The 21,355-nt window shown below is 31.7% G+C and carries 20 protein-coding genes and 1 other annotated feature; of the genes, 8 read left to right on the plus strand and 12 right to left on the minus strand.

Features of this window, described 5'->3' with window-relative positions:
* Positions 1-11: 11 nt before the first annotated feature.
* Entirely contained in the window at positions 12-314 is a 303-nt protein-coding gene (locus C1I91_RS22655; RefSeq protein WP_128214936.1) for a hypothetical protein, read from the plus strand.
* 156 nt (positions 315-470) lie between these two features.
* Here C1I91_RS22655 and C1I91_RS22660 read toward each other — a convergent pair whose 3' ends face one another.
* The 12 genes from C1I91_RS22660 to C1I91_RS22710 form a co-directional block, all read right to left on the minus strand.
* Positions 471-989 carry a tryptophan transporter gene (locus C1I91_RS22660; protein ID WP_128214937.1) on the minus strand — a complete coding sequence of 173 codons (519 nt, stop codon included), beginning with the start codon at positions 987-989 and terminating at the stop codon, positions 471-473.
* A gap of 298 nt (positions 990-1,287) precedes the next feature.
* Positions 1,288-1,526, minus strand: a binding site (T-box leader).
* A gap of 59 nt (positions 1,527-1,585) precedes the next feature.
* A complete protein-coding gene (locus tag C1I91_RS22665; protein ID WP_128214938.1) occupies positions 1,586-2,962 on the minus strand; it encodes an MATE family efflux transporter in 1,377 nt (458 codons plus the stop codon).
* 203 nt (positions 2,963-3,165) lie between these two features.
* Positions 3,166-5,043: a putative bifunctional diguanylate cyclase/phosphodiesterase gene (locus tag C1I91_RS22670; protein WP_128214939.1), complete on the minus strand. Its 1,878-nt coding sequence runs from the start codon at positions 5,041-5,043 to the stop codon at positions 3,166-3,168.
* 36 nt (positions 5,044-5,079) lie between these two features.
* Positions 5,080-5,223 (minus strand): hypothetical protein, encoded by a 144-nt coding sequence (locus C1I91_RS28375; protein WP_160679624.1) that lies wholly within the window; start codon positions 5,221-5,223, stop codon positions 5,080-5,082.
* Between the two features lie 312 nt (positions 5,224-5,535).
* Positions 5,536-5,727: a DUF4250 domain-containing protein gene (locus C1I91_RS22675; protein ID WP_128214940.1), complete on the minus strand. Its 192-nt coding sequence runs from the start codon at positions 5,725-5,727 to the stop codon at positions 5,536-5,538.
* 714 nt (positions 5,728-6,441) lie between these two features.
* Positions 6,442-6,924 (minus strand): GAF domain-containing protein, encoded by a 483-nt coding sequence (locus C1I91_RS22680; RefSeq protein ID WP_128214941.1) that lies wholly within the window; start codon positions 6,922-6,924, stop codon positions 6,442-6,444.
* A 241-nt stretch (positions 6,925-7,165) separates the two neighbouring features.
* Positions 7,166-8,179 carry an adenosine deaminase gene (gene add / locus C1I91_RS22685; RefSeq protein ID WP_128214942.1) on the minus strand — a complete coding sequence of 338 codons (1,014 nt, stop codon included), beginning with the start codon at positions 8,177-8,179 and terminating at the stop codon, positions 7,166-7,168.
* Positions 8,180-8,193: 14 nt separating this feature from the next.
* A complete protein-coding gene (locus tag C1I91_RS22690; RefSeq protein ID WP_128214943.1) occupies positions 8,194-9,564 on the minus strand; it encodes a sensor histidine kinase in 1,371 nt (456 codons plus the stop codon).
* A gap of 17 nt (positions 9,565-9,581) precedes the next feature.
* A complete protein-coding gene (locus C1I91_RS22695; protein ID WP_128214944.1) occupies positions 9,582-10,244 on the minus strand; it encodes a response regulator transcription factor in 663 nt (220 codons plus the stop codon).
* 702 nt (positions 10,245-10,946) lie between these two features.
* Entirely contained in the window at positions 10,947-12,182 is a 1,236-nt protein-coding gene (gene hydF, locus C1I91_RS22700) for a [FeFe] hydrogenase H-cluster maturation GTPase HydF (RefSeq protein WP_128214945.1), read from the minus strand.
* Between the two features lie 14 nt (positions 12,183-12,196).
* The gene (locus C1I91_RS22705) at positions 12,197-13,594 is read right to left on the minus strand and encodes an aspartate ammonia-lyase (protein WP_128214946.1); all 1,398 of its coding nucleotides are present in this window, start codon (positions 13,592-13,594) and stop codon (positions 12,197-12,199) included.
* 19 nt (positions 13,595-13,613) lie between these two features.
* The gene (locus tag C1I91_RS22710) at positions 13,614-13,937 is read right to left on the minus strand and encodes a winged helix-turn-helix transcriptional regulator (protein WP_128214947.1); all 324 of its coding nucleotides are present in this window, start codon (positions 13,935-13,937) and stop codon (positions 13,614-13,616) included.
* A gap of 255 nt (positions 13,938-14,192) precedes the next feature.
* On the opposite strand from C1I91_RS22710, the gene C1I91_RS22715 reads away from it, so the two are divergent.
* From C1I91_RS22715 to C1I91_RS22745, 7 genes are all read left to right on the plus strand, one after another.
* On the plus strand, positions 14,193-14,843 hold the full coding sequence (locus C1I91_RS22715) for a flavodoxin family protein (protein ID WP_128214948.1): 651 nt from the start codon (positions 14,193-14,195) through the stop codon (positions 14,841-14,843).
* Between the two features lie 611 nt (positions 14,844-15,454).
* Positions 15,455-16,861 carry an aldehyde dehydrogenase family protein gene (locus tag C1I91_RS22720; protein ID WP_128214949.1) on the plus strand — a complete coding sequence of 469 codons (1,407 nt, stop codon included), beginning with the start codon at positions 15,455-15,457 and terminating at the stop codon, positions 16,859-16,861.
* A gap of 66 nt (positions 16,862-16,927) precedes the next feature.
* Positions 16,928-17,581, plus strand: coding sequence for a butyrate--acetoacetate CoA-transferase subunit A (ctfA, locus tag C1I91_RS22725; RefSeq protein WP_128214950.1), 654 nt, complete (start codon positions 16,928-16,930; stop codon positions 17,579-17,581).
* Positions 17,582-18,247 (plus strand): 3-oxoacid CoA-transferase subunit B, encoded by a 666-nt coding sequence (locus C1I91_RS22730; RefSeq protein ID WP_128214951.1) that lies wholly within the window; start codon positions 17,582-17,584, stop codon positions 18,245-18,247.
* Between the two features lie 100 nt (positions 18,248-18,347).
* On the plus strand, positions 18,348-19,088 hold the full coding sequence (adc, locus tag C1I91_RS22735) for an acetoacetate decarboxylase (RefSeq protein ID WP_128214952.1): 741 nt from the start codon (positions 18,348-18,350) through the stop codon (positions 19,086-19,088).
* 46 nt (positions 19,089-19,134) lie between these two features.
* On the plus strand, positions 19,135-20,295 hold the full coding sequence (gene fucO / locus C1I91_RS22740) for a lactaldehyde reductase (RefSeq protein ID WP_128214953.1): 1,161 nt from the start codon (positions 19,135-19,137) through the stop codon (positions 20,293-20,295).
* 95 nt (positions 20,296-20,390) lie between these two features.
* The gene (locus tag C1I91_RS22745; protein WP_128214954.1) at positions 20,391-21,341 is read left to right on the plus strand and encodes a DUF3644 domain-containing protein; all 951 of its coding nucleotides are present in this window, start codon (positions 20,391-20,393) and stop codon (positions 21,339-21,341) included.
* Positions 21,342-21,355: the final 14 nt, after the last annotated feature.

Below are 21,355 nucleotides of genomic sequence, written 5' to 3' on the forward strand. Positions count from 1 at the left end.
AGGATTTTTATATGTTAGTGAAATGTTCAAATAATACACTATGCAGTACCTTAACTCTTGGCAAAGAATATCTAGTTATTGATGAAGGTGACAGATATTACGTTATTTTAGACGATACTCAAAACGAAATTACTACAAAAAAAGATAGATTCACTGTGGTTGAAGATAGCGATCTTGCAAAAAAAGCTAAAGCAACTATTACAGAATTGAACTATCAACTAAGTAATGATTTTGCTGATATTAGAGACTTCAAAATTAGAAAAAACAGCAAGGGTGAAATTAAAGAAATTATAGTAAAATTTAAATATGAATAATTTTTATTCATATCTAAATTTTTTTATTTAGATTTAAGTTAAACCTTTACATAACTTTTTAGATTATGTATTAGAAGAATAAAAAATCGCTAAAGCAAATTACTTTAGCGATTTTTTCTTGCATATGTGCATTTTCTTAAGGTAATAAAATATTTTCTACATTGTATCAGCTTTATTATACATTTTATAGGTACTCGCAACTACTTTATATACTATCAAACCTACAATCAAGTTTAATACCATTGCAGGAACTACCGCTGCCATAAATAAGCTAGTAAATGCTCCTGGTAGTCCTACAATAAGTGCTGCAGACTCTAAAAATACCAATCCACTTATAAGTGTTCCTATAGGAAGAACTATTGCCATAGTAATATTATCTTTTAACTTACCTTTTAAGACCTTCAAAATCACAAATACTATATTGGCAGTAACTATCTTATCTATCATGTTAGGTACTTGTCCGCCTGGAAACTTTGTTGTCATTGCTGTAAATATCCCTATAATTATCCCTGCTATGAAAGCAGTTTTATAATCATCGTTTATCATAAGAACTATAAATAACATTGTAAGCGCAAAATCTGGCTGTATAGGTAGTCCTAAAGCCGGTGTAATCTGATGTAGCAAAGCTCCAATTGCTAGTAGTATTGCATTTATTATCATTTTTCTTGTTTTCATCACGAAAACCTCCTTGATTAATTAATATTTTTTTATAATTTTGAATATTCAGTACATTAAATTTATAACTTCACTTCATCAGAATCACCTCCTTAATATATTAAGATTGTTCTTGTACATTTTTGTATTATAGAGTTCTTAACTCAACCATTAATTTATACATGCCCTCATAGAACCCTGGATTTTCGAACAAATATAAAATAAGTTTCTGTACAATTTAACAAATTTAAAGACCCCTTTTCTAAATGCTATTTAATGGTTTCACCTTAAATTTAAAAATAAAAAAACTCCATCCTAAAAATAGGACGGAGTATATATCCGCGGTGCCACCTAAGTTACCAATAAAGGTCTCTCATTCAATCAGGTACAATCATACCTTCTCTGCTATAACGTGCAGAACACGACATCAACTACTTTCAAAAGATTTCGTATAGTTCCTCCAAGGCCCATTCACTGGATATCCATGTACTGCTTCTCATCAACGCAGCTTTCTGTAACACTTTTATTCCCGTTACTATCCCTTATCAAAGGATTCATTATTTATTTTCATGATATCATTAATTAAATCTACTGTCAACATTTAGATTCAAATATATTTAATAAATAGCTTGTACAGATTTAAGCTGTTTTTTTATAGGACGTAAGATAATTATGACGAAAATAGTTGTTAATATAATTCCTTTAAATATACTGCTTATGCTTATACTCCACCAAACTCCATCAAGCCCTAGTAGATTAGGTCTTGATAGAAGTATAGCCATAGGTATTCTCGCCCCTGTCAATATTATACTAGTTATCGAAGGATAAATAGTTTTTCCTAGGCCATTAAAAGCCCCACTAGTTGTTATCTCTAGGCATTGAAATAACTGTGAATATCCAAGTATTTTCAAATACATACTACCAAGTTCTATGGCCTGTGTTTCAGGTATAAATACACCAAATATGGCTTTACCTCCGAATACCAATAGAACAGTAGCAAATACTCCTACAGCTGAAGCAAGAAACATTGTCGCAAAGTAACCTTTTATTATTCTATCATATTTCTTAGCTCCAAAGTTTTGTCCAACAAAAGCACTTAGAGCTGTGGATAAACCTCCAGCAGTCATCCAAGATATAGCTTCAATTTGTGCACCTACCTTTTGCACAGCAATGGCAGTAGATCCATATACAGCTATAATTCTAGCTATGAACATAGCAAATATTGAAAATAATCCGTTTTGCATAGCTACTGGCAAACCCAATTTTACTATCTTCTTTATAGATACAATATCAAGCTTTTCAAATACCTTTATCTTAAAGAAAGCTTCTCTTTTATTTTTTAGTGCGTATAAGAAAAGTAAGGTTACAACCATTTGTGCCGTTGCAGTTGAAATAGCAGCACCGGTTACTCCCATTTCAGGTACGGGACCTATACCAAATATAAGAATAGGATCTAACACCATATTATATATCAACCCTATAGTGTTTATTAAAAACGGTATTTTACTTTCTCCAGAGGCATTAAATATACCTGTAAGTATTGGATTAATAAATGTAAAAACCATAGCTAATGCTGATATTACCAAAAATATATTTGCCTCTTTTATTACCTCAGCATCTCCAAGCTTAAAGAACTCTATTAATGGCTTTCTAAGCAAGATAAGCCCTAAACCATATATAATTGCTATGATTAAATTTAATCTTATACTGTTGTTTATGAATTTTTTCGCTTCATTTCCTTCCTGTTTCCCTAAAGCCTGAGCTACTCCTACTTCTGCTCCTGTCTTTGATATAAGCACCAAAGAATTTCCAAACCAACTAAAGAAACCTGCAGTTCCAACGGCTGCCACAGCCTTGCTTCCGTAGTTACCAAGCCAAAGCATATCAGTCATATTGTAAGCCATCTGTATAAAAGAAGTTCCCATTATAGGTATAGAAAGCTTAATAAGAGTTTTTAGTATACTACCTTCTGTAAGTGTAATTCTTTCTTTCATTGATTATCCCCCTGGTTTATTAATCCCATTCTAGTTTATCTGACTTTTCTTTTACTGTAAAAAATCCGCTAAAGCGAAATTTTTTAGTGGATTTTTTGCGCATCTGCCTTTCCGAATGCATATTAGAAAAATCTGGCAGGCGAATAGGATTTTTTTACTGTTTACCCTAAACAGTAAAAAAGTTTAGGATAATTTCCTAAACTTTATGCTACAATATATCTTTCTTCCATAAGCTTAACTATCTTTTCATAACTTTCAGGTTTACTATAGTAATACCCCTGAACAAAATCGCAGAATATGCTCTTTAGATAGTCCACTTGATCTTTATATTCCACACCTTCAGCTACTACCTTAATTCCAAGCTTGTGCGACAATTGTATTATGTTCTCAACTATGTATTGACTCTTTTGATTATCTCCAAGTTCTGAAACGAAAGACCTGTCGATCTTTAACACATCAATTGGCAGCTTAGTTAGATAATTAAGCGAGGAGTATCCTGTTCCAAAATCGTCTAACGCTATGCTAAAGCCTAGTCCTCTTAAAAAAGCTAGTATCTTTATATTTCTATCAAAAGATTTCATAAGTAAACTTTCAGTAATCTCTATTTCTATGTATTTAGGGTCTATATTATATTTTTCTGTCAGTTTTCTAAAAGATTCAATTATGTTATCATCTCTAAGTTGAATTTCTGATAAATTTAGAGCTAACTTAAAGTCGTCATGTCCCTTTTCCAACAAGTCCTTACACTTTTTGCATACTTCTTCTATTACGAAGGAACCTATTGGTATTATAAGCCTTGTGTTTTCTGCTACAGGTATAAACTCTGCTGGACTTACCATTCCAAGATCTCTGCTATTCCATCTAATAAGTGCCTCAAAACCCATAATTTTCGCATCATCAAGGACCACTTTTGGTTGAAACTGAACATATAATTCTCTATTTTCTAAAGCATTTCTCAATCCCTTTTCCAAAGTATAGAATCTATTTTGCTCACGGGATATCTGATCATCAAAGAATTGGTAACTATTCTTTCCATTTCCTTTAGCTTTATACATAGCTACATCAGCATTTCTCAATAAAGATTTATAGTCAGACGCATCATCAGGAAAAATAGTTATTCCTATGCTTGCTGTAGTGAATATCATTTGGTCCATCAACTTTTTAGTATTATTAAAAACAGTAATTATTTGCTTAGCTGTTCTTTCAACCTCTTGTATATTATCTATATCCTGCATAAAGATTACAAACTCATCTCCACCAAACCTACATAGTAAGTCACCTCTAGCACTAACTACATCTCTTAAAGCATCTGCTATAATCATTAACATATCATCGCCATAGTCATGACCAAATACATCATTTATGTACTTAAAATTATCTAAATCTATTAAAATAAGTGCTGATTTACTTGATACTACTTTATTTTCCTTAACAGATTTGTTAATAAGTGCCTTCAGATAGTTTCTATTATGCAGTCCTGTTACAGAATCATAATAGCTCATATAACTTATCTTTAACTCTTTTTCCTTTGCATCTGTTGAGTCTGATATTGAACCATAAATCCAAGTTGCTCTTCCAGTCTCATCTCTTATAATCTTCGACTTTATATTCAACCACTTTACAGCATTTTCATGGTTTACTATCCTATATTCGGTCTCATAATAATTCACATTTTCGTCTTGGATTTTATCAAACAAAAGCTTTTTAGCTTTTGTTTTATCCTCTTCATGAATAATAGAAAGCCAATCTTTACTATAGCTAAGATCACTATTATTGTCCAGTTTAATTATTTCGTTAATTCTTTCACTAAAATGAACTTCATCCTTAACTATATTCCACTGGAATATTATATCTCTAGTACCTTCTACAGCTACATTATATTTTTCTTCTTCTTCCTGTAGTTGCTTATTTAGCTTCACTAGCGCAGTTTTTTCACGATCTAGCCTTAACAACACCATAAATAAGAAGGATATAATTGCCCAATTAAATAGGATTTCAATAATTTCTAAATCAGCTATATTTATAGTTACCATTGCTGATATAGAAATAACATATCCTAATATATATATTTTCTTTTTCAAATAATTACCTCCAAATTTATGTAAAGTTTGAGTAAATTATTGCTTATCTTCAGTTAAATCAAGATTTGTTTCTACTTCAAAACTACTGTTTTCAACTTCATTATTTTTTTTGTCTTTTATTAAAGTTGCTATAAGTGTTGCTGAAGCAGCTACTAACAGTAACAATTTTCCTTTTTTCATAAGAATAATCTCCTTTACATTGACTAACATATAAATTATTATATTAGAAATTATTGCTGTTGAAAACATATTTATTCATATAAATTATTTTTTTTACATTATACTTTGTATTTAGTCCTAAATTTCACAAACTAACTTGTATCCATTAATATATTTAACACAATAATTATTTATATATTAAAAGATGTACCACTTCAATCTAAAAATACAGATTCTAAAATGAAGTTATACATCTTTATGAATTTGTTAATTCTCTTAACTAACCACTAATTTTCTTAAGTCATGTGAAAAAATTATATAATTAAAATTAATTTAACCTATAAACTGATTATTTTCTTTCACATATTTGTAGTCTGCTGAAAGTAGTTTGTTTTCTAAAACTTCTTTAGAAATATCCATATCGTAGCATAAACTTTCTAAGCTTTCATAAAAATCTCTCAATTTCATATTTATTATACTTACTAATATATTCGGATCCATTGCCTTAATTTGTTCGTTATCCATCTTTTCTCCTTCCAATCTCCACACCATATTTCCCGAGAAATATTAATAATATTTTGTATTATCATCAGTCTACTTGTAATTATTTGTAAAGACTCACATTTAACTCATGTGTTGCCGCACTACATAGCTCAACTTTTTTCAAAAGCACGATCTATTTTCTATTAATAAGAAGGGCTTTAAAAAATAAAATTTTATTACTAGGCGGTTCATCAATAATCTCTGGCCTTGTAAACTTCTATACAGTGTAAATTATATCCAATTTATAAATTCAGTCAATACTAAACCTAACTTTTTCGTCTATAATAAATAAACTACTTTTAAAAAATATTAGTAAATTAAGTGTTTATTCAGGAGATGCTATATGAGCGAGCAAATAGAATTAAAATTTATTTAGTAACATTTTTTGCTTATGGTTAATACTATATATTATCTAAAGAGCATTAACTTATGATAAGGGGAGAAATATTATAAGTTGTAGATGTATATTAGATAGGTCAATTATGATTTTGGATTAGGATTCTCATAATAATTTATTTTAAATTCATTATCTTGAAGAATTAAATTTATCGCAGCCATCCTATCCAAAATCCACCAGCATTATATTCTTAACCTCTTCTAACTATATGCCTGATTAAATATTCGTCCTTTGTATTGTTAGATTGATACACCCAATCTAACAAAAGACCTCCAACAAATGTTGGAGGTCTTTTGCTATTAAATATGTGCTTCTATTATTGCTACTGCTTCTCTTAGATACTTTTCTTCAAGCTCTCCGAATCTTCCTACGTTTGGAGAATCTAGATCTAATACTCCAAAAACTTTTCCATCCTTAATTATTGGAAGTACTATTTCAGAATTAGACGCACTGTCACAAGCTATATGTCCTGGGAACTCATGTACATCTTGAACTCTAAGAACCTTCTTATCTTGTGCAGCTGTTCCACACACTCCGCTTCCAAGCTTTATTCTATAGCATGCTGGCAATCCTTGGAAAGGCCCAAGTACCAATTCATCTTCTCTCATAATATAAAATCCAGCCCAGTTACAATCATCCATATAGAATTTTATAAGAGCAGAAATATTGGAAAGATTAGCTATTAAATCTGTTTCAGTTTCAAGCTGATCTCTTACTCCCCATACCATAAACTTATAATTTTCTTCTCTGTTAGCATCTAAAGAAACTTTTATATCTTCCATGTTTACGCCCCCATTACTTTATCTTCTATTAATTGTATAGACTTCATAACCTAACCATTAACTTACACACGCCCGAAAATCATCAGAACCCGCAATTTTATAACAAGTATAAATTGAGTTTAAATATAAGAAGTCTTTAGATATAATACATTTACTTATATAAAGTACAAATTAATTACATCCTTAAATATATTAACATATTATTTTTGAAATTATAACATAGTATCTTTTTTAGCACAAGTTACTTTTTATCAGTTACTTCCACTAATCCTCTTCTTAATCTCTCTTTGATATGCTCTTCACAAAAAGCATAATTTATAGAATTTAGTATTGTATTTATAATTTCTGAATCTGTAAGCTTAAAATTATCTATTATCTTAGAGTACTCATTTGTCAGTGTAGTATTTGAAACTGTGTTATTATCAGTATTAACGGTAACAACTATATTTTTCTTTATAAAGTTGTATACTGGGTGGTCTATTAATCTGGTAATTATTCCAGTATTATAGTTACTTGTAACGCAGACTTCTAAAGGCACCCTTCTATTATATAAAAGCTCCATAGTCTCTTCGCTAGACATTGCAGCTGTTCCATGTCCAATTCTTTCAGCATGCAGCAGAGTTATAGATTTATTAATATTATTAAAGTTGCCTGTTTCTCCAGCATGAATAGTTATATGGAAGCCTAATCTTTTTGCTTCATCAAATAGTTCTACAAAGCTGTCTGCAGGATATAGTTCCTCGTCTCCTGCAAGATCTACCGCTACTACACCGTGTCCTAAAAACTTCTTTGCAACATAAAGTTGCTGAAGATTTTTCTCATAACTTTCATGTCTTAGAAAACACACGATAAGATTAAACTCTACTCCGTACTTACTCTTACCTTCATTTGCTCCGTCTAGAACTGCTTGAATCACTTCTTCCATTGATAATCCTTGTTTGCAATGAAAATATGGTGCAAATCTTATTTCAATATACTTTATATTTTCTATATTACAATCTTCTATTAATTCATAAGCTATTCTTTTTATATTTTCCTTCGTCTGCATAACCATTATGGGAATATCAAACTTTTTAAGATAAGCTTCCAAGGAAGAGGTTTTATCAAGAACAGCCACCTCTTGTAAAAGCTCTTCAATATTTTTTATACTTGAATCAGCTTTTAATAACCCTAACATAGTAGAAGGTCTTACAGAGCCATCTAAATGGCAATGTAGATGAACCTTAGGCAAAGATAGTAGTTTTTCAAGTTTCAAACAATCACCCTCTTTTAATCAATATTCCGTATACCTTTTATATAAAAAGCTACTCCTAAATCTTCGTTTTTAGCTTCAATCTCTGCACCGTGATATCCCACTATTTCTTTTACTATTGATAAACCTAAACCGTACTTACCATTCTTTCCTTTGTTGAAAGGTTTGAATAGACCTTCAAATTCCTCTTCTTTAATCTTATCTCCGTCATTGAATATTCTTATAGTATATTTTCCATTTTCTTCATATATGCTTACTTCAACTCTTTCCTTTGCATATCTAGATGCATTATCTAAAAGATTTTCTATTACAACAGTAAATTGCTCTTTATCCCCTAAGGTGTAAGCATTTTTTAAGGTTTCAATATCCCACTGAAGATTCATATTATTTGCTTTTATTTTATAAAATTCTTCTGATATCATATCACAGAGGGAATAAGGCTGTTTTTTTAATGCTCTTGAGTTTATATACTCAAGTTTTGAAAGCTGTAATAGGTCCTTTATTCTCTTCTGAAGCCTTATAGCTTCTTCATCTATAACTCTCATAGTACCAGGCATATCTCCATTAGGATATATTCCATCTTCAGCAGCTTGTACATAATTCCTAATAACCATAACTGGTGTTTTTAATTCATGGGAAACTTGCTGCAACATGTTTTGCTTCCATTCATCTCTCTCTATTAGCTGAATCCTCATATCTTCAATGCTTGCCGCTAAACTCCCCAGCTCATCTTCTCTATCTAGACTAAGAGAGTCAAACCAGTCTTGTTTCGCAATTCTCTTTACCCTATTTTCTAAAAACTTTATAGGCGCTGTGATATAATTTGAGAAAACCATAGAAACCATAAGACTGATAATTATAGCTATTACTCCACCAACTATAAGTTTTTCAGTAACATCTTTTACAAGTTTATTTCTGTAAGTATCCATCATAAAAGAAACGAGATAAGCTTCCTTTCCTTCAAAGGTAATCTTCTTTATTACATAATACAACCTGCCACTACTAAGCTTATACTCATATCTCTTACTATCTTCAGTCTGTGTTCTCGTTTCATTTTCTATTATCTTCATAAGATTATTAGTAAGGGAAGACTTTGAAAACCTCTTTATTATGGTTAAGTTCTGATAGGGGTAAACCACTTGAGTTACTGACCTTATATCTTGAATCATGCCTAAATTCTCCGCAGTTATTTGTTCTAACTGAAGATTTTTTTCTTTATTTTTAGATTCCAAAAAAGTATCCTGGGCAAGTTCTATGGTTTTATAGGTTTCATCAGTAAAAAAAGAACTTATTGAAACGTTAAAATACAACACCAAACATATAAAAACTCCGGCTAATATCCCTGCGCTTACAGCCCAAACCTGGAAAGCCAATGATTTATCTTTCATATATAACACCTCACGCCTTAATTAAGCCTATATCCAAAACCATAAACAGTTTCAATTCTTAGTTCAGGCATTCTTTTTCTAAGTCTTCTAACTAAATCATCAACTACTCTATCGCTGCCATAATAGCTTTCTCCCCATATAATCTCTAATATATCTTCTCTTGAGAAAGCTTTTTGTTTATTATCTAGAAATAACATCAATAAATCAAATTCTTTAGAGCTAAGACCTACATCCTGTCCATCTTTTATTACTATTCTTTTATCTGTTTCTATCAAATATCCATATAAATACTGTCCCTCAGAAAGATCCAATTCTTTATACGTCCTGTCCAGCAATTTCTTTGTCCTTATAACTAATTCTCTAGGCATAAATGGTTTGGAAAGATAATCATCGCTTCCCATCTCAAGTCCAACTATTCTATCTATATCAGCATCTCTAGCAGATATAAATATTACAGGTGTATTTCTATTGTTTGTTTTAATCTCTTTTAATACTGTAAAACCATCTACATCAGGAAGCATTATGTCTAATATCCATAGATGTGGGCTTTTATCTATAGACTCAATAGCTTCTTCTCCATTATGGAAACTGACTACCTCAAACCCTTCTCTTACTAAATAAGAGCATAAAACTGAATTTAAATTTTTGTCATCTTCAACTAAGAATATCTTATAGCTCATATTTTATCTCCTCTTAAGCATGCTTGTAATTTTATTATCATAATTATACTCTAATTACATATACATGGTTATTATTTTTTATATAAATAGGTTAATTTTAGAAGTTTTTTTATCGTAGGCAGAAAGAGCAAACTTATCTGTCTGTAAGTATAAGAATTTTATTATTAGGAGTTATTATACCATTATAAAATCTTTCAATGAAGAAAAATTTTTAATATTAGACTCTATTCAAGTACAATGTTTAAATTAAGCGGTCAGTCATCCGATGCTTAGATGAGCTTGCGCAAAGAATTAATATGATTTTGTCATATTCCATGGCTAAAACTGTAAACTCACTACGTTCGAACATACAGTTTTACTCTTTAATGATCATAACTTTTATAAAATTCTTATATTTTGATTTAAATGAAAATAATATAAAATGTCTTGATTAAAAAGAGTAAAGAGTAAAAAATTATGTCGCCTGCCAGAATTTCTTCACATACGTTCAGAAAAGGCAGATGCGCAAAAAATCACTAATGAAGGACGTATTAGTGATTTTTAAAGCCATTCCATCTGGAAAAATCATTTAATTCTAATTGCTCGCTCATATAGCATCTCCTTCATGACCACTTAATTTAAACAATATTATTAAACATATGCCAAAATTTAAAAAATCAGGTATAATAGGCAAATCCTCGCCATACTATACCTGATTTTTTATTAGTCTAATTCTTCATATTCAAGTTTAGCCATTGGGAATGGCTCTAAGGCTCTTTCTAATATTCCTTGAACATAAGCGATAAGCATTCCATAGTTTACTATAGGAACATTGTATGCCTTTGCATCATCAATTCTTGAACACATTGCAGTTCTATTCAGCATACAGCCTCCGCAGTGTACTATTAATGCATATTGCTTAACATCATCTGTGAATACTACCCCAGAAGAGTACTCAAAGGTAAGCTCCTTACCTGTAAGCTGTCTAAGCCATCTAGGTATCTTTACTCTAGCTATATCATCCGCTTGCTTATGATGAGTACATCCCTCCGATACTAATATCTTGTCTCCATCTTTAAGCTTTTTAATTGCTTTAATTCCTCTAACCATTTCTGCAAGGTCACCTTTATATCTAGCAAATAAGATTGAGAAGGATGTAAGCATTATATCTTTAGGTGTATCTGCAGAAACTTTTAAGAAAACCTGTGAATCTGTAATAACAAGTTTAGGCTTTCTTCCTAGACTTTCAAGAGTTTGTCTTAGTTCATGCTCCTTTGTAACTACTGCTATAGCATCACTTTCTAGAATATCTCTTATTGTTTGCTGCTGAGGTAATATCAATCTTCCTTTGGGAGCAGCTTTGTCGATAGGAGTAACTAACACTACCAAGTCTCCTGGATTTATAAGATCACCAACTATTTTAAACTTATCTTCCTCCTGTGGAAGAAGGCTTATTATCTTATTTTTGATTTCTTTTATTCCCTTATTTAAAGCCGCTGAAGCTGGTACAACTTGAATTGAAAGTTTTTTAGCCATGTCTTGAGCAACTTCATCGTAAGACGTCAACTGGTCAATTTTATTTAAAACCCCTAGAACAGGTATATTCTTCTCTTTTACCTCTTTTACTATCTTTATATCTTCTTCTGTTACGCCAACAGTACCATCAACAACTATTAGTGCTACATCAGTTTTATCTAATACTTCTATAGTCTTCTTTTTTCTAAGTTCTCCAAGATCACCTTCATCGTCAAGACCAGCGGTATCAATTATCACACATGGCCCTATAGGAAGTATTTCAATAGACTTATAAACTGGATCTGTTGTAGTTCCTCTAACTTCTGAAACAATTGAAATTTCCTGCTCTGTTATAGCGTTTATCACGCTTGATTTCCCAGCATTTCGTCTTCCAAAAAGAGCTATATGAACTCTTTCTGAACGAGGTGTAGAATTTAAACTCATAATATTTACTCTCCTTACTTACCAGGTATACCTGGTTTTGTTAGCTCTAGAGGATTAAGTATTTTATCTACTTCTTCCTTAGTTAGTATATTTTCAAGATATATGGCTTCTCTTAGGGTTATTCCAAGTGATAATGCCTTCTTTGCAATGTCGCTAGCTTTATCATAGCCAATATGATGTATTAATGCTGCGGTCATTGCTGTAGATTTTTCTAGATTTTCCTTGCAAACTTCCTTGTTTACCTCAATGCCTTCAATGCATTTCTCTCTAAATATTATAACAGCTTTCTCAAGTAGTTCTAAAGATTCTAATAGATTTTCTGTTATTAGTGGAATAAATGCATTAAGTTCAAGCTGACCACTAGCAGCAGCAAAGGTTATTCCTGCATCATTTGAAACCACTCTCATTGCTACCTGAGCAACCATTTCAGGAATTACAGGATTTACTTTTCCAGGCATTATTGATGAACCTGGCTGTCTCATAGGAAGAACTAACTCTCCCAAACCTCCCTTAGGTCCAGAACCTAAAAGCCTTAAGTCATTGGATATCTTCATAAGATTAACTGCACAAGCCTTTAACAGCCCAGATACTTCTACGAAAACATCTGCATTTTGAGTAACATCCATAGGAAAGTCAGAACGGGCAAGCCCAAGTCCTGTAAGCTGCTGTAGCATATCTGTCATCATGTATATATACTTATTAGTAGCATTTAATCCAGTACCTATGGCAGTTCCACCTATGTTTACAACTCTAAGTCTCTCTTCTACCTTATATATCCTCCATCTATCTCTCTCAATAGCTTTTGCATAGGCTCCAAAGCCTTGTCCAACCATCATAGGAAGAGCATCCATAAGTTCTGTTCTTCCTAACTTTAATATGTTTGCAAACTCATTTTCCTTAATTTGAAAAGCTTCTTGCAGCTCTGCTAAAGCATCTGCAAGCTTTCTAATCTTCCTTATAGCTGCTATCCTTAAAGCTGTAGGACATACGTCATTGGTAGATTGAGACATATTTATATGATTCAATGGGTGAATTAAATCATAACTCCCCTTTTCTGCTCCTAAAAGTTCCAAAGCACGGTTTGCAATTACTTCATTAACATTCATATTAGTAGAAGTTCCTGCCCCACCTTGAAAGGCATTTATCTTAAAATCTTCATCAAAAACGCCCTCTATAACCTCTTCAGCTGCTTTAATTATTGCCTTTCCTTTTTCCTCTTCCAAACTCTTTAATCTTATATTGACCATTGCTGCAGATTTCTTTATCAAAGCTATTTCCTTTACGAAATCTAAGTTTACATACCTATCACCAAGATCAAAGTTTTCCATTGCCCTTAGAGTATTTATGCCATAATACTTGGAAGTATCTATATTTCTATCCCCAAGCATATCCTTCTCTTTTCTAAAACCCATAATGATACTCCTTTCTATTCTATAACCTGTTGTCTTGTCCCCAATTAGACATCATTTCAAGAATTGGAATAAGACTCTTTCCTCTATCAGTTAAAGAGTACTCAACTTTTGGAGGCACTTCATTATATTGCTTTCTATTTATTATTTTATCGGCTTCAAGCTCCTTGAGCTGCTGACTCAAGGTCTTATGAGCAATGCTATGAAGAGCTTCCTTTAATCTGCTATACCTTACTACTTCCTGCCTATATATCTCCCATAATATTATCCACTTCCATTTCCCCTCTAAAATAGAAATTGTATAATACATAGGGCATTCCCCATATCTATCATTAAAGTTGTCCATAGTTTCCCCCTATAAGATGTTATACCTAATTTAAATATATACTTCTTTCATCCTACATTATATCTCTTTACTTACCTTTTGTTAAGTATATAACAAATAAGTGCATACTTAATATTTCTACCACAAGAATATATAATCTATATTATAAGATAATGCTACATATATTTATAAAAGACAAGACATATGTTTATTTGCCGTCATGATTCTTCGCTTTAAAATATAGCATTAAATTTATTATATTAGGAGGAGTTTAAGATGAAAGTCATTGCCCTAAACGGAAGTCCAAGACGCAACAGAAATACTGCAAAAGTATTAAATGAAGCTCTAGAAGGAGCTAAGTCAAAAGGTGCCGAAGTTGAATTAATCAATCTTTATGATTTAAACTACAAAGGGTGCATTAGTTGTTTTGCTTGTAAAAGAATTGGTGGACAAAGCTACGGAAAATGTGCAGTGAAGGATGATTTACAATCTGTTCTTAGAAAAATTGAACAGTGTGATGCTTTACTTATAGGCTCTCCAATATACTTTGGTGAAGTAACTGGTGAAGTTAGATCCTTCTTAGAACGTTTCTTATTTCAATATTTAGTATATGATAAAGATCACACTAACCTATTTAATAAGAAATTACCTATAGGCTTGATTTATACTATGAATGTTGGAAGTGAACATATGAGCTTAGCAGGCTATGATAAAAAATTTTTAAGTACTGAAGAAATGATGAAAAGATTCTTTGGAGAAGCTGAATCACTAATCGTAAATGATACTTATCAATTCGATGATTACTCTAAATATGTTTCCACAATGTTTGACGAAACTCAAAAGGCAAAAGTAAGAGATGAAGAGTTCCCTAAGGACTTGAAGAAGGCATTTAATTTAGGTATTAGTTTAATAGAAAAAAGCCTCTAAGCCCGCATTTTTCCAATAAATTCTTAAGAAGTTATATTTATAACTTCTTATATTTTTAACATTTTATATTGTTATAATCTTATATTCTCCAATTATACCTTCAGGAACTAGTGGAACTTTAACTATAGCTTTCGTGTCTAATTGCCATATCTCTAATCAATGTTTGTAAGTTAATAACTCGTCTACTTTTCTAGTAATGTTAGTAAAAGGTTAAGAAATATATAAAAGATGAAGTTTAATTTAAGCTTCATCTTTTATATATTTTCAAGCCAATCTAATGCAAACAGATCCAAAAACCTCGTAAGTTTATCTTCATATTGAAGATAAATACAACTTATAAAGATATAATAAACTCTTATATTAGTCTATATTGATTAAATACTATAATCTTTCGTCTTTACAAATTATAACATAAAAATACTTCTATATTTCATAATATGTTAACGTTTTATTTCATTCATCCTAATTTTATCATATATACAGATTGTTTTTGTAACATACAGTGCTATCATACTTATTAGAAAGACAGTAATTATTAACCTAATAATAATTATATGGTTTACAAGCAAGCTTATACTACACTATTTTTTAAATTATATGGAGGAATTATTATGAATAAAGAAACAGTAATATCTTCAACCAAAAATTTAAAACTAAAACAAACTATTGAAAGCATTGATTATAAAAATTGCCTAGAGGATATTTCATATTTAGGAGTTTTCCAAGATGTTGAGGTCGCTATTGATGAAGCTATAAAAGCTCAAGAAAAGTTATCTCTTTATTACACAAAAGAGCAAAGAGAAGAAATAATAACTGAGATAAGAAAAGCTGCGCTACAAAATAAAGAGCTTTTAGCTAAAATGATCCTAGAAGAAACAAAAATGGGTAGATATGAGGATAAAGTATTAAAACATGAACTCGCTGCTAAATATACTCCAGGCACAGAGGATCTAACCACAACTGCTTGGACAGGGGATCATGGACTTACAGTAGTTGAAACCTCTCCTTATGGAGTTATAGGAGCAATAACTCCATCAACAAATCCAACTGAAACTGTAATCTGTAATAGCATTGGCATGATAGCTGCAGGAAATTCTGTAGTATTCAACGGTCATCCAGGTGCAAAAAAATGTGTAGCTTTTGCTGTAGATATGATAAATAAAGCTATTATTTCCTGTGGAGGCCCAAAAAATCTAGTAACCGCTGTAAAAAATCCAACTATGGAGTCTTTAGATACAATTATAAAACATCCTTCAATAAAACTTTTGTGTGGAACTGGAGGTCCAGGAATGGTAAAGACTCTTTTGCATTCTGGTAAAAAGGCCATAGTTGCTGGTGCTGGCAATCCTCCTGTTATTGTCGATGATACTGCTGATATAGAAAAAGCTAGTAAAAATATAATCGAAGGTTGCTCTTTCGATAATAACCTGCCTTGCATTGCAGAAAAGGAAGTATTTGTATTTGACCATGTTGCAGATAGTTTAATAACCAATATGCTGAAAAATAATGCTGTTATCATAAATGAAGACCAAGTTCAACGACTAGTTGATTTAGTACTATTAAGAAATAATCAAACTCAAGAATATATCATCAATAAAGATTGGGTAGGAAAAGATGCAAAATTATTCTTAGATGAGATAGATGTAGAAGCTTCTTCTAGCGTTAAGTGTATAATTTGCGAAGTAGCTGCAGATCATCCATTCGTAATGACAGAGCTAATGATGCCAATTCTTCCAATTGTAAGAGTTAAAAATATTGACGAAGCGATTAAATATGCAAAGATAGCAGAACAAAACAGAAAACACAGTGCTTATATTCATTCAAAAAATATAGACAACTTAAATAGGTTTGAAAAAGAGATAGATACTACCATTTTCGTAAAAAACGGTAGTTCATTTTCAGGAATTGGTTATAACGCTGAGGGCTTTACAACCTTCACCATTGCAGGCTCTAGTGGTGAAGGCATAACTTCTGCAAAGAACTTTACAAGACAGAGAAGATGTGTACTCACTTGCTAAACTATCACTTCCATTTATATACTTTCATTTAAAATCTTAAAAAATATTTAGAAAGGAGCTTCTAAAATGACTAAAGTTACTGATCTAGAATCATTAAAAAATATCTTCAAGGATGGTATGACAGTTATGATAGGTGGATTTTTAGACTGCGGAACACCTGATAAAATCATTGACTTTTTAGTTGATTTAAATATAAAAAATATCACTGTCATATGCAATGATACTGCTTTTCCAGATAAAGGTATAGGAAAACTTATTGTAAATGACCAAGTATCCAAAGTGATTGCCTCACACATTGGAACAAACCCCGAGACAGGAAAAAAGATGACTTCTGGTGAACTTCAGGTTGAACTTTATCCACAAGGAACATTGATTGAGAAAATTCGTGCAGCTGGCTCTGGTTTAGGTGGAGTATTAACACCAACTGGAATAGGAACTAATGTAGAAAACGGAAAACAGAAGGTTACTATTGATGGTAAGGAATATTTATTAGAATTACCTTTGTATGCTGATATATCACTTATAAAAGGCAGCATAGTAGATGAATTTGGAAATACCTTTTATAAGGCAACTACTAAAAACTTTAATCCATACATGGCAATGGCAGCCAAAACAGTTATAGTAGAAGCTGAAAATTTAGTAAAACCCGATGAATTGAATAAAGAAAATATAATGACTCCAGGAGTACTAGTAGATTATATAGTAAAGGAGGTTATTTAGGTGTTTTCTGATAAATTCCTAATAAAAGATATAATAGCTAAGAGAGTTGCACAAGAATTAAAACCAGGACAACTTGTTAATCTAGGTATAGGTCTTCCAACCTTAGTTGCAAATTATATACCACAGGATATGAACATCAGCTTTCAATCTGAAAATGGTATGGTTGGTATGGGCAAGCTAGTATCCTCTGGTGAAAATGATCCAGATATAATAAACGCTGGTGGTCAGCACGTAACACTGTTGCCACAAGGTTCATTTTTCGATAGCTCAATGTCCTTTGCAATGATTAGAGGGGGACATGTCGATGTAGCGGTTTTAGGAGCATTAGAAGTAGATGAAAAAGGAAATCTAGCTAACTGGATTATTCCAAATAAATTAGTTCCAGGCATGGGCGGTGCTATGGATTTAGCTGTTGGTGCAAAAAAAGTAATAGTAGCAATGCAGCACACCGGAAAAGGAAAACCTAAAATATTAAAAAGATGCACTCTACCACTTACTGCAAGAGCTCAAGTTAATCTAATAGTTACAGAACTATGTGTAATTGAAGTGACAAGTGATGGATTGGTATTAAAAGAAATTCATAAATATACTAACGTTAAAGAAATACAATCTTTGACTGATGCAAATTTAATTATCCCAGATAATATAAGGATTATGAATGTATAGATCTAGTATTTTAAAACTTAACACTTTGAAAGTATCATGTTGAAATTATATTGCTAAAGAATCATGGATATTTTTAATAAGAAAAGAGTGTGATGATTATATGTTAAAAAGTGAAATATTAAAACAAATTACAACTCCTATATCTGCTCCAGCATTTCCTAGAGGACCATATAGGTTTCACAATAGAGAGTACCTAAACATCATATACCGAACAGATTTGGAAGCTCTTCGAAAGATAGTTCCAGAGCCTCTTGAACTTGACGTTCCATATGTTAGATTCGAGATGATGGCTATGCCTGATACAACTGGATTGGGAGCATATACAGAATGCGGTCAAGCTATTCCTGTAAGGTTTAATGGGGTTGAAGGTGATTACTTGCACATGATGTACCTAGATAATGAACCTGCTATTGCTGTTGGCAGAGAAAGCAGTGCTTATCCTAAGAAACTTGGAAGTCCAAAACTATTTGTAGATTCAGATACTTTAGTTGGAACACTTAAATATGGCACATTACCTGTAGCAACTGCTACCATGGGATATAAACATGCACCCTTGGGCCTTAAGGAAGCTTACAAACAAATTGCTAGACCTAATTTCATGCTAAAAATCATACAAGGCTATGATGGTAATCCAAGAATTTGTGAGCTTATATGTGCAGAAAATACCAATATAACAATCCATGAAGCTTGGACTGGCAGTGCCCGTTTACAACTGTTTAGCCATGCACTGGCTCCTCTTTCTGATTTACCTGTATTAGAAATTATATCAGCGTCTCATATTCTTACAGATTTAACTCTAGGAACACCTAAGATTGTTTATGACTATCTTTCAGATAACTAAGATAAAAATTTAGTTTTATAAAAGATATCTAAGGAGGCAGAACTTTATGGTAAATCGTGTAATTCTTAACGAAACAGCTTATTTCGGACAAGGTTCTATTAGTATGATAGGAGAAGAAGCAAAAAACAGACTATTCAATAAAGCTTTTGTTGTAACTGACAAAGATTTATTAAAATTTAATGTAGCTCAAAAAGTTACCAAAGTTCTTGAAGACTACAATATTGCATATGTTATATACGACAATGTAAAGCCTAATCCAACAATAGAGAATGTACTAACTGGAGTTAAAAAGTATAAAGATTCAGAAGCTGACTTTATACTAGCTATAGGCGGAGGTTCTTCAATGGATACAGCAAAAGGAATTGGAATTATAGCTAATAATCCAGATTTCTCAGAGGTTAAGCCACTTGAAGGTTCTGCAGCAACTAAGAACAAATCCGTTCCAATAATAGCTGTCCCTACTACTGCTGGTACTGCTTCAGAAGTTACAATAGATTATGTTATAACCGACGAAGCTGCAGTAAGAAAGATGGTCTGTATTGATCCTAAAGTAATACCAGTTTTAGCAGTAATAGATCCAGATATGATGTGTTCAATGCCTAAGGGGTTAACTGCTGCAACAGGAATGGATGCTTTAACTCATGCAATAGAAGGATATATAACAAAAGAAGCTTGGACTGTCAGTGATATGTTTGCTTTAAAGGCAATAGAACTAATAGCTAAGAATCTTCCAAAGGCAGTAGCCAATGGAAATGATATAGCAGCTAGAAATGGGATGGCTACCGCTCAATATATAGCTGGTATGTGTTTCTCGAATGTTGGTCTAGGAATAGTTCACTCAATGGCTCATCAATTAGGGGCGGTATATAATACCCCACATGGAGTTGCAAATGCCTTACTACTACCATATGTTATGGAATACAACGCTCCTGCTACTGGAGAAAAGTATAAAGAAATTGCTCGCCAAATGGGCATAGCTAGTGTAGACGCAATGACTGAGGAAGAATACAGAAAAGTAGCTGTAGATGCTATAGTTAATCTTTCAAAGAGCATAGGGATACCACAAAAATTAGTTGAAATTGGAGCTAAGGAAGAAGATTTAGAGAAGTTAGCTAATATGGCTTACGTTGATGTTTGTACTTCAGGAAATCCAAGAAAAACAAATGCTGAAGACATACTAGAAATATACAAAAAAGCTTATGAATAGAATTAGTTATGGAGCAATAGGACTAACTGGTCTTATTGTTCTTTTTCCTGCATAAAGCTGTTAATTAAGATTCAAATGAGAAGAGGTGAGATTACATGGACAGAATGATAACCAAACTATTATATAAATCAAAAGAAGCCTTTATGACAGCAATCGAAATATATAATAAGCCCACACTTCATTACAGAGCTGAAGGTTTTAGCTTTTTTATTTGCAATTCTTGGGAGCTTATGCTTAAAGCTTATATGATTCATAAGCTTGGTGAAGATAGTATTTATTATGAAAACAACCCCAATAGAACTATAACCTTAAAAAGATGCATTAGCATTGTCTTTGCTAACGAAACCTCACCGCTTAGACTTAACCTAGAAAAGATACTTGAATTGAGAAATATGAGCACAATTTTTGTTACTGAAGAGTATGAATTTATTTACTTGCCATTGTTTCAATCTTGCATTTTTAATTTCATAGAAAAAATGAAGGATTTTCATGATATTGATATGACAAAAATTATACCACCAAACCTTTTTACACGGACTTTAAATATAAATTCTATAAATGCTAATGAAGTAAAGGCCAAATATCCACAAGAAATAGCTAATAAAATAATTAATGCTAATAATTACATTTCAACCTTAACATCTCAAAATAATCATACTTTTGCTACAAATATAGAAAATTATAACCATATAGCTAATACTAAAGATAAAAGTATTCTTTCAATAAACAATGAGGATAGAATCAAGATAATAAAGGAACTCAAGGATCCTAATAACACCCATAAATATAATATGAGATCCTGCAATAACGAAATAAACAAAAGACTTAAGAGCTTAGGTATAAATTTAAAATTTAACAGATATCATTTTGAACTTTTTTGTGAATATTACAGGATAAAGGAAAACCCTAAATTATGCTTTATATATAAAATAAATTCTAGTCCTAATTATAGTTATTCTATTAAAACTATAGATTTTATTGTAGACGAAATTAAGAAAGACCCTAAGAACATAATTGAAAGTTTAAGAGAAAACTTAAAAAAATAATTAGAAAGGAATCT

Origin of the sequence: Clostridium manihotivorum (assembly GCF_004015185.1) — a bacterium.
Classification (GTDB): Bacteria; Bacillota; Clostridia; order Clostridiales; family Clostridiaceae; genus Clostridium_AR; species Clostridium_AR manihotivorum.

Coding starts and splice junctions, on each gene's coding strand:
- hydF (WP_128214945.1), bottom strand. CDS start 12,182: ATGAGTTTAAATTCTACACCTCGTTCAGAAAGAGTTCATATAGCTCTT.
- C1I91_RS22745 (WP_128214954.1), top strand. CDS start 20,391: ATGGACAGAATGATAACCAAACTATTATATAAATCAAAAGAAGCCTTT.
- C1I91_RS22720 (WP_128214949.1), top strand. CDS start 15,455: ATGAATAAAGAAACAGTAATATCTTCAACCAAAAATTTAAAACTAAAA.
- C1I91_RS22705 (WP_128214946.1), bottom strand. CDS start 13,594: ATGGGTTTTAGAAAAGAGAAGGATATGCTTGGGGATAGAAATATAGAT.
- C1I91_RS22675 (WP_128214940.1), bottom strand. CDS start 5,727: ATGGATAACGAACAAATTAAGGCAATGGATCCGAATATATTAGTAAGT.
- C1I91_RS22715 (WP_128214948.1), top strand. CDS start 14,193: ATGAAAGTCATTGCCCTAAACGGAAGTCCAAGACGCAACAGAAATACT.
- ctfA (WP_128214950.1), top strand. CDS start 16,928: ATGACTAAAGTTACTGATCTAGAATCATTAAAAAATATCTTCAAGGAT.
- C1I91_RS22690 (WP_128214943.1), bottom strand. CDS start 9,564: ATGAAAGATAAATCATTGGCTTTCCAGGTTTGGGCTGTAAGCGCAGGG.
- adc (WP_128214952.1), top strand. CDS start 18,348: ATGTTAAAAAGTGAAATATTAAAACAAATTACAACTCCTATATCTGCT.
- C1I91_RS22655 (WP_128214936.1), top strand. CDS start 12: ATGTTAGTGAAATGTTCAAATAATACACTATGCAGTACCTTAACTCTT.
- C1I91_RS22695 (WP_128214944.1), bottom strand. CDS start 10,244: ATGAGCTATAAGATATTCTTAGTTGAAGATGACAAAAATTTAAATTCA.
- C1I91_RS22665 (WP_128214938.1), bottom strand. CDS start 2,962: ATGAAAGAAAGAATTACACTTACAGAAGGTAGTATACTAAAAACTCTT.
- C1I91_RS22710 (WP_128214947.1), bottom strand. CDS start 13,937: ATGGACAACTTTAATGATAGATATGGGGAATGCCCTATGTATTATACA.
- C1I91_RS22680 (WP_128214941.1), bottom strand. CDS start 6,924: ATGGAAGATATAAAAGTTTCTTTAGATGCTAACAGAGAAGAAAATTAT.
- fucO (WP_128214953.1), top strand. CDS start 19,135: ATGGTAAATCGTGTAATTCTTAACGAAACAGCTTATTTCGGACAAGGT.
- C1I91_RS28375 (WP_160679624.1), bottom strand. CDS start 5,223: ATGAAAAAAGGAAAATTGTTACTGTTAGTAGCTGCTTCAGCAACACTT.
- C1I91_RS22660 (WP_128214937.1), bottom strand. CDS start 989: ATGAAAACAAGAAAAATGATAATAAATGCAATACTACTAGCAATTGGA.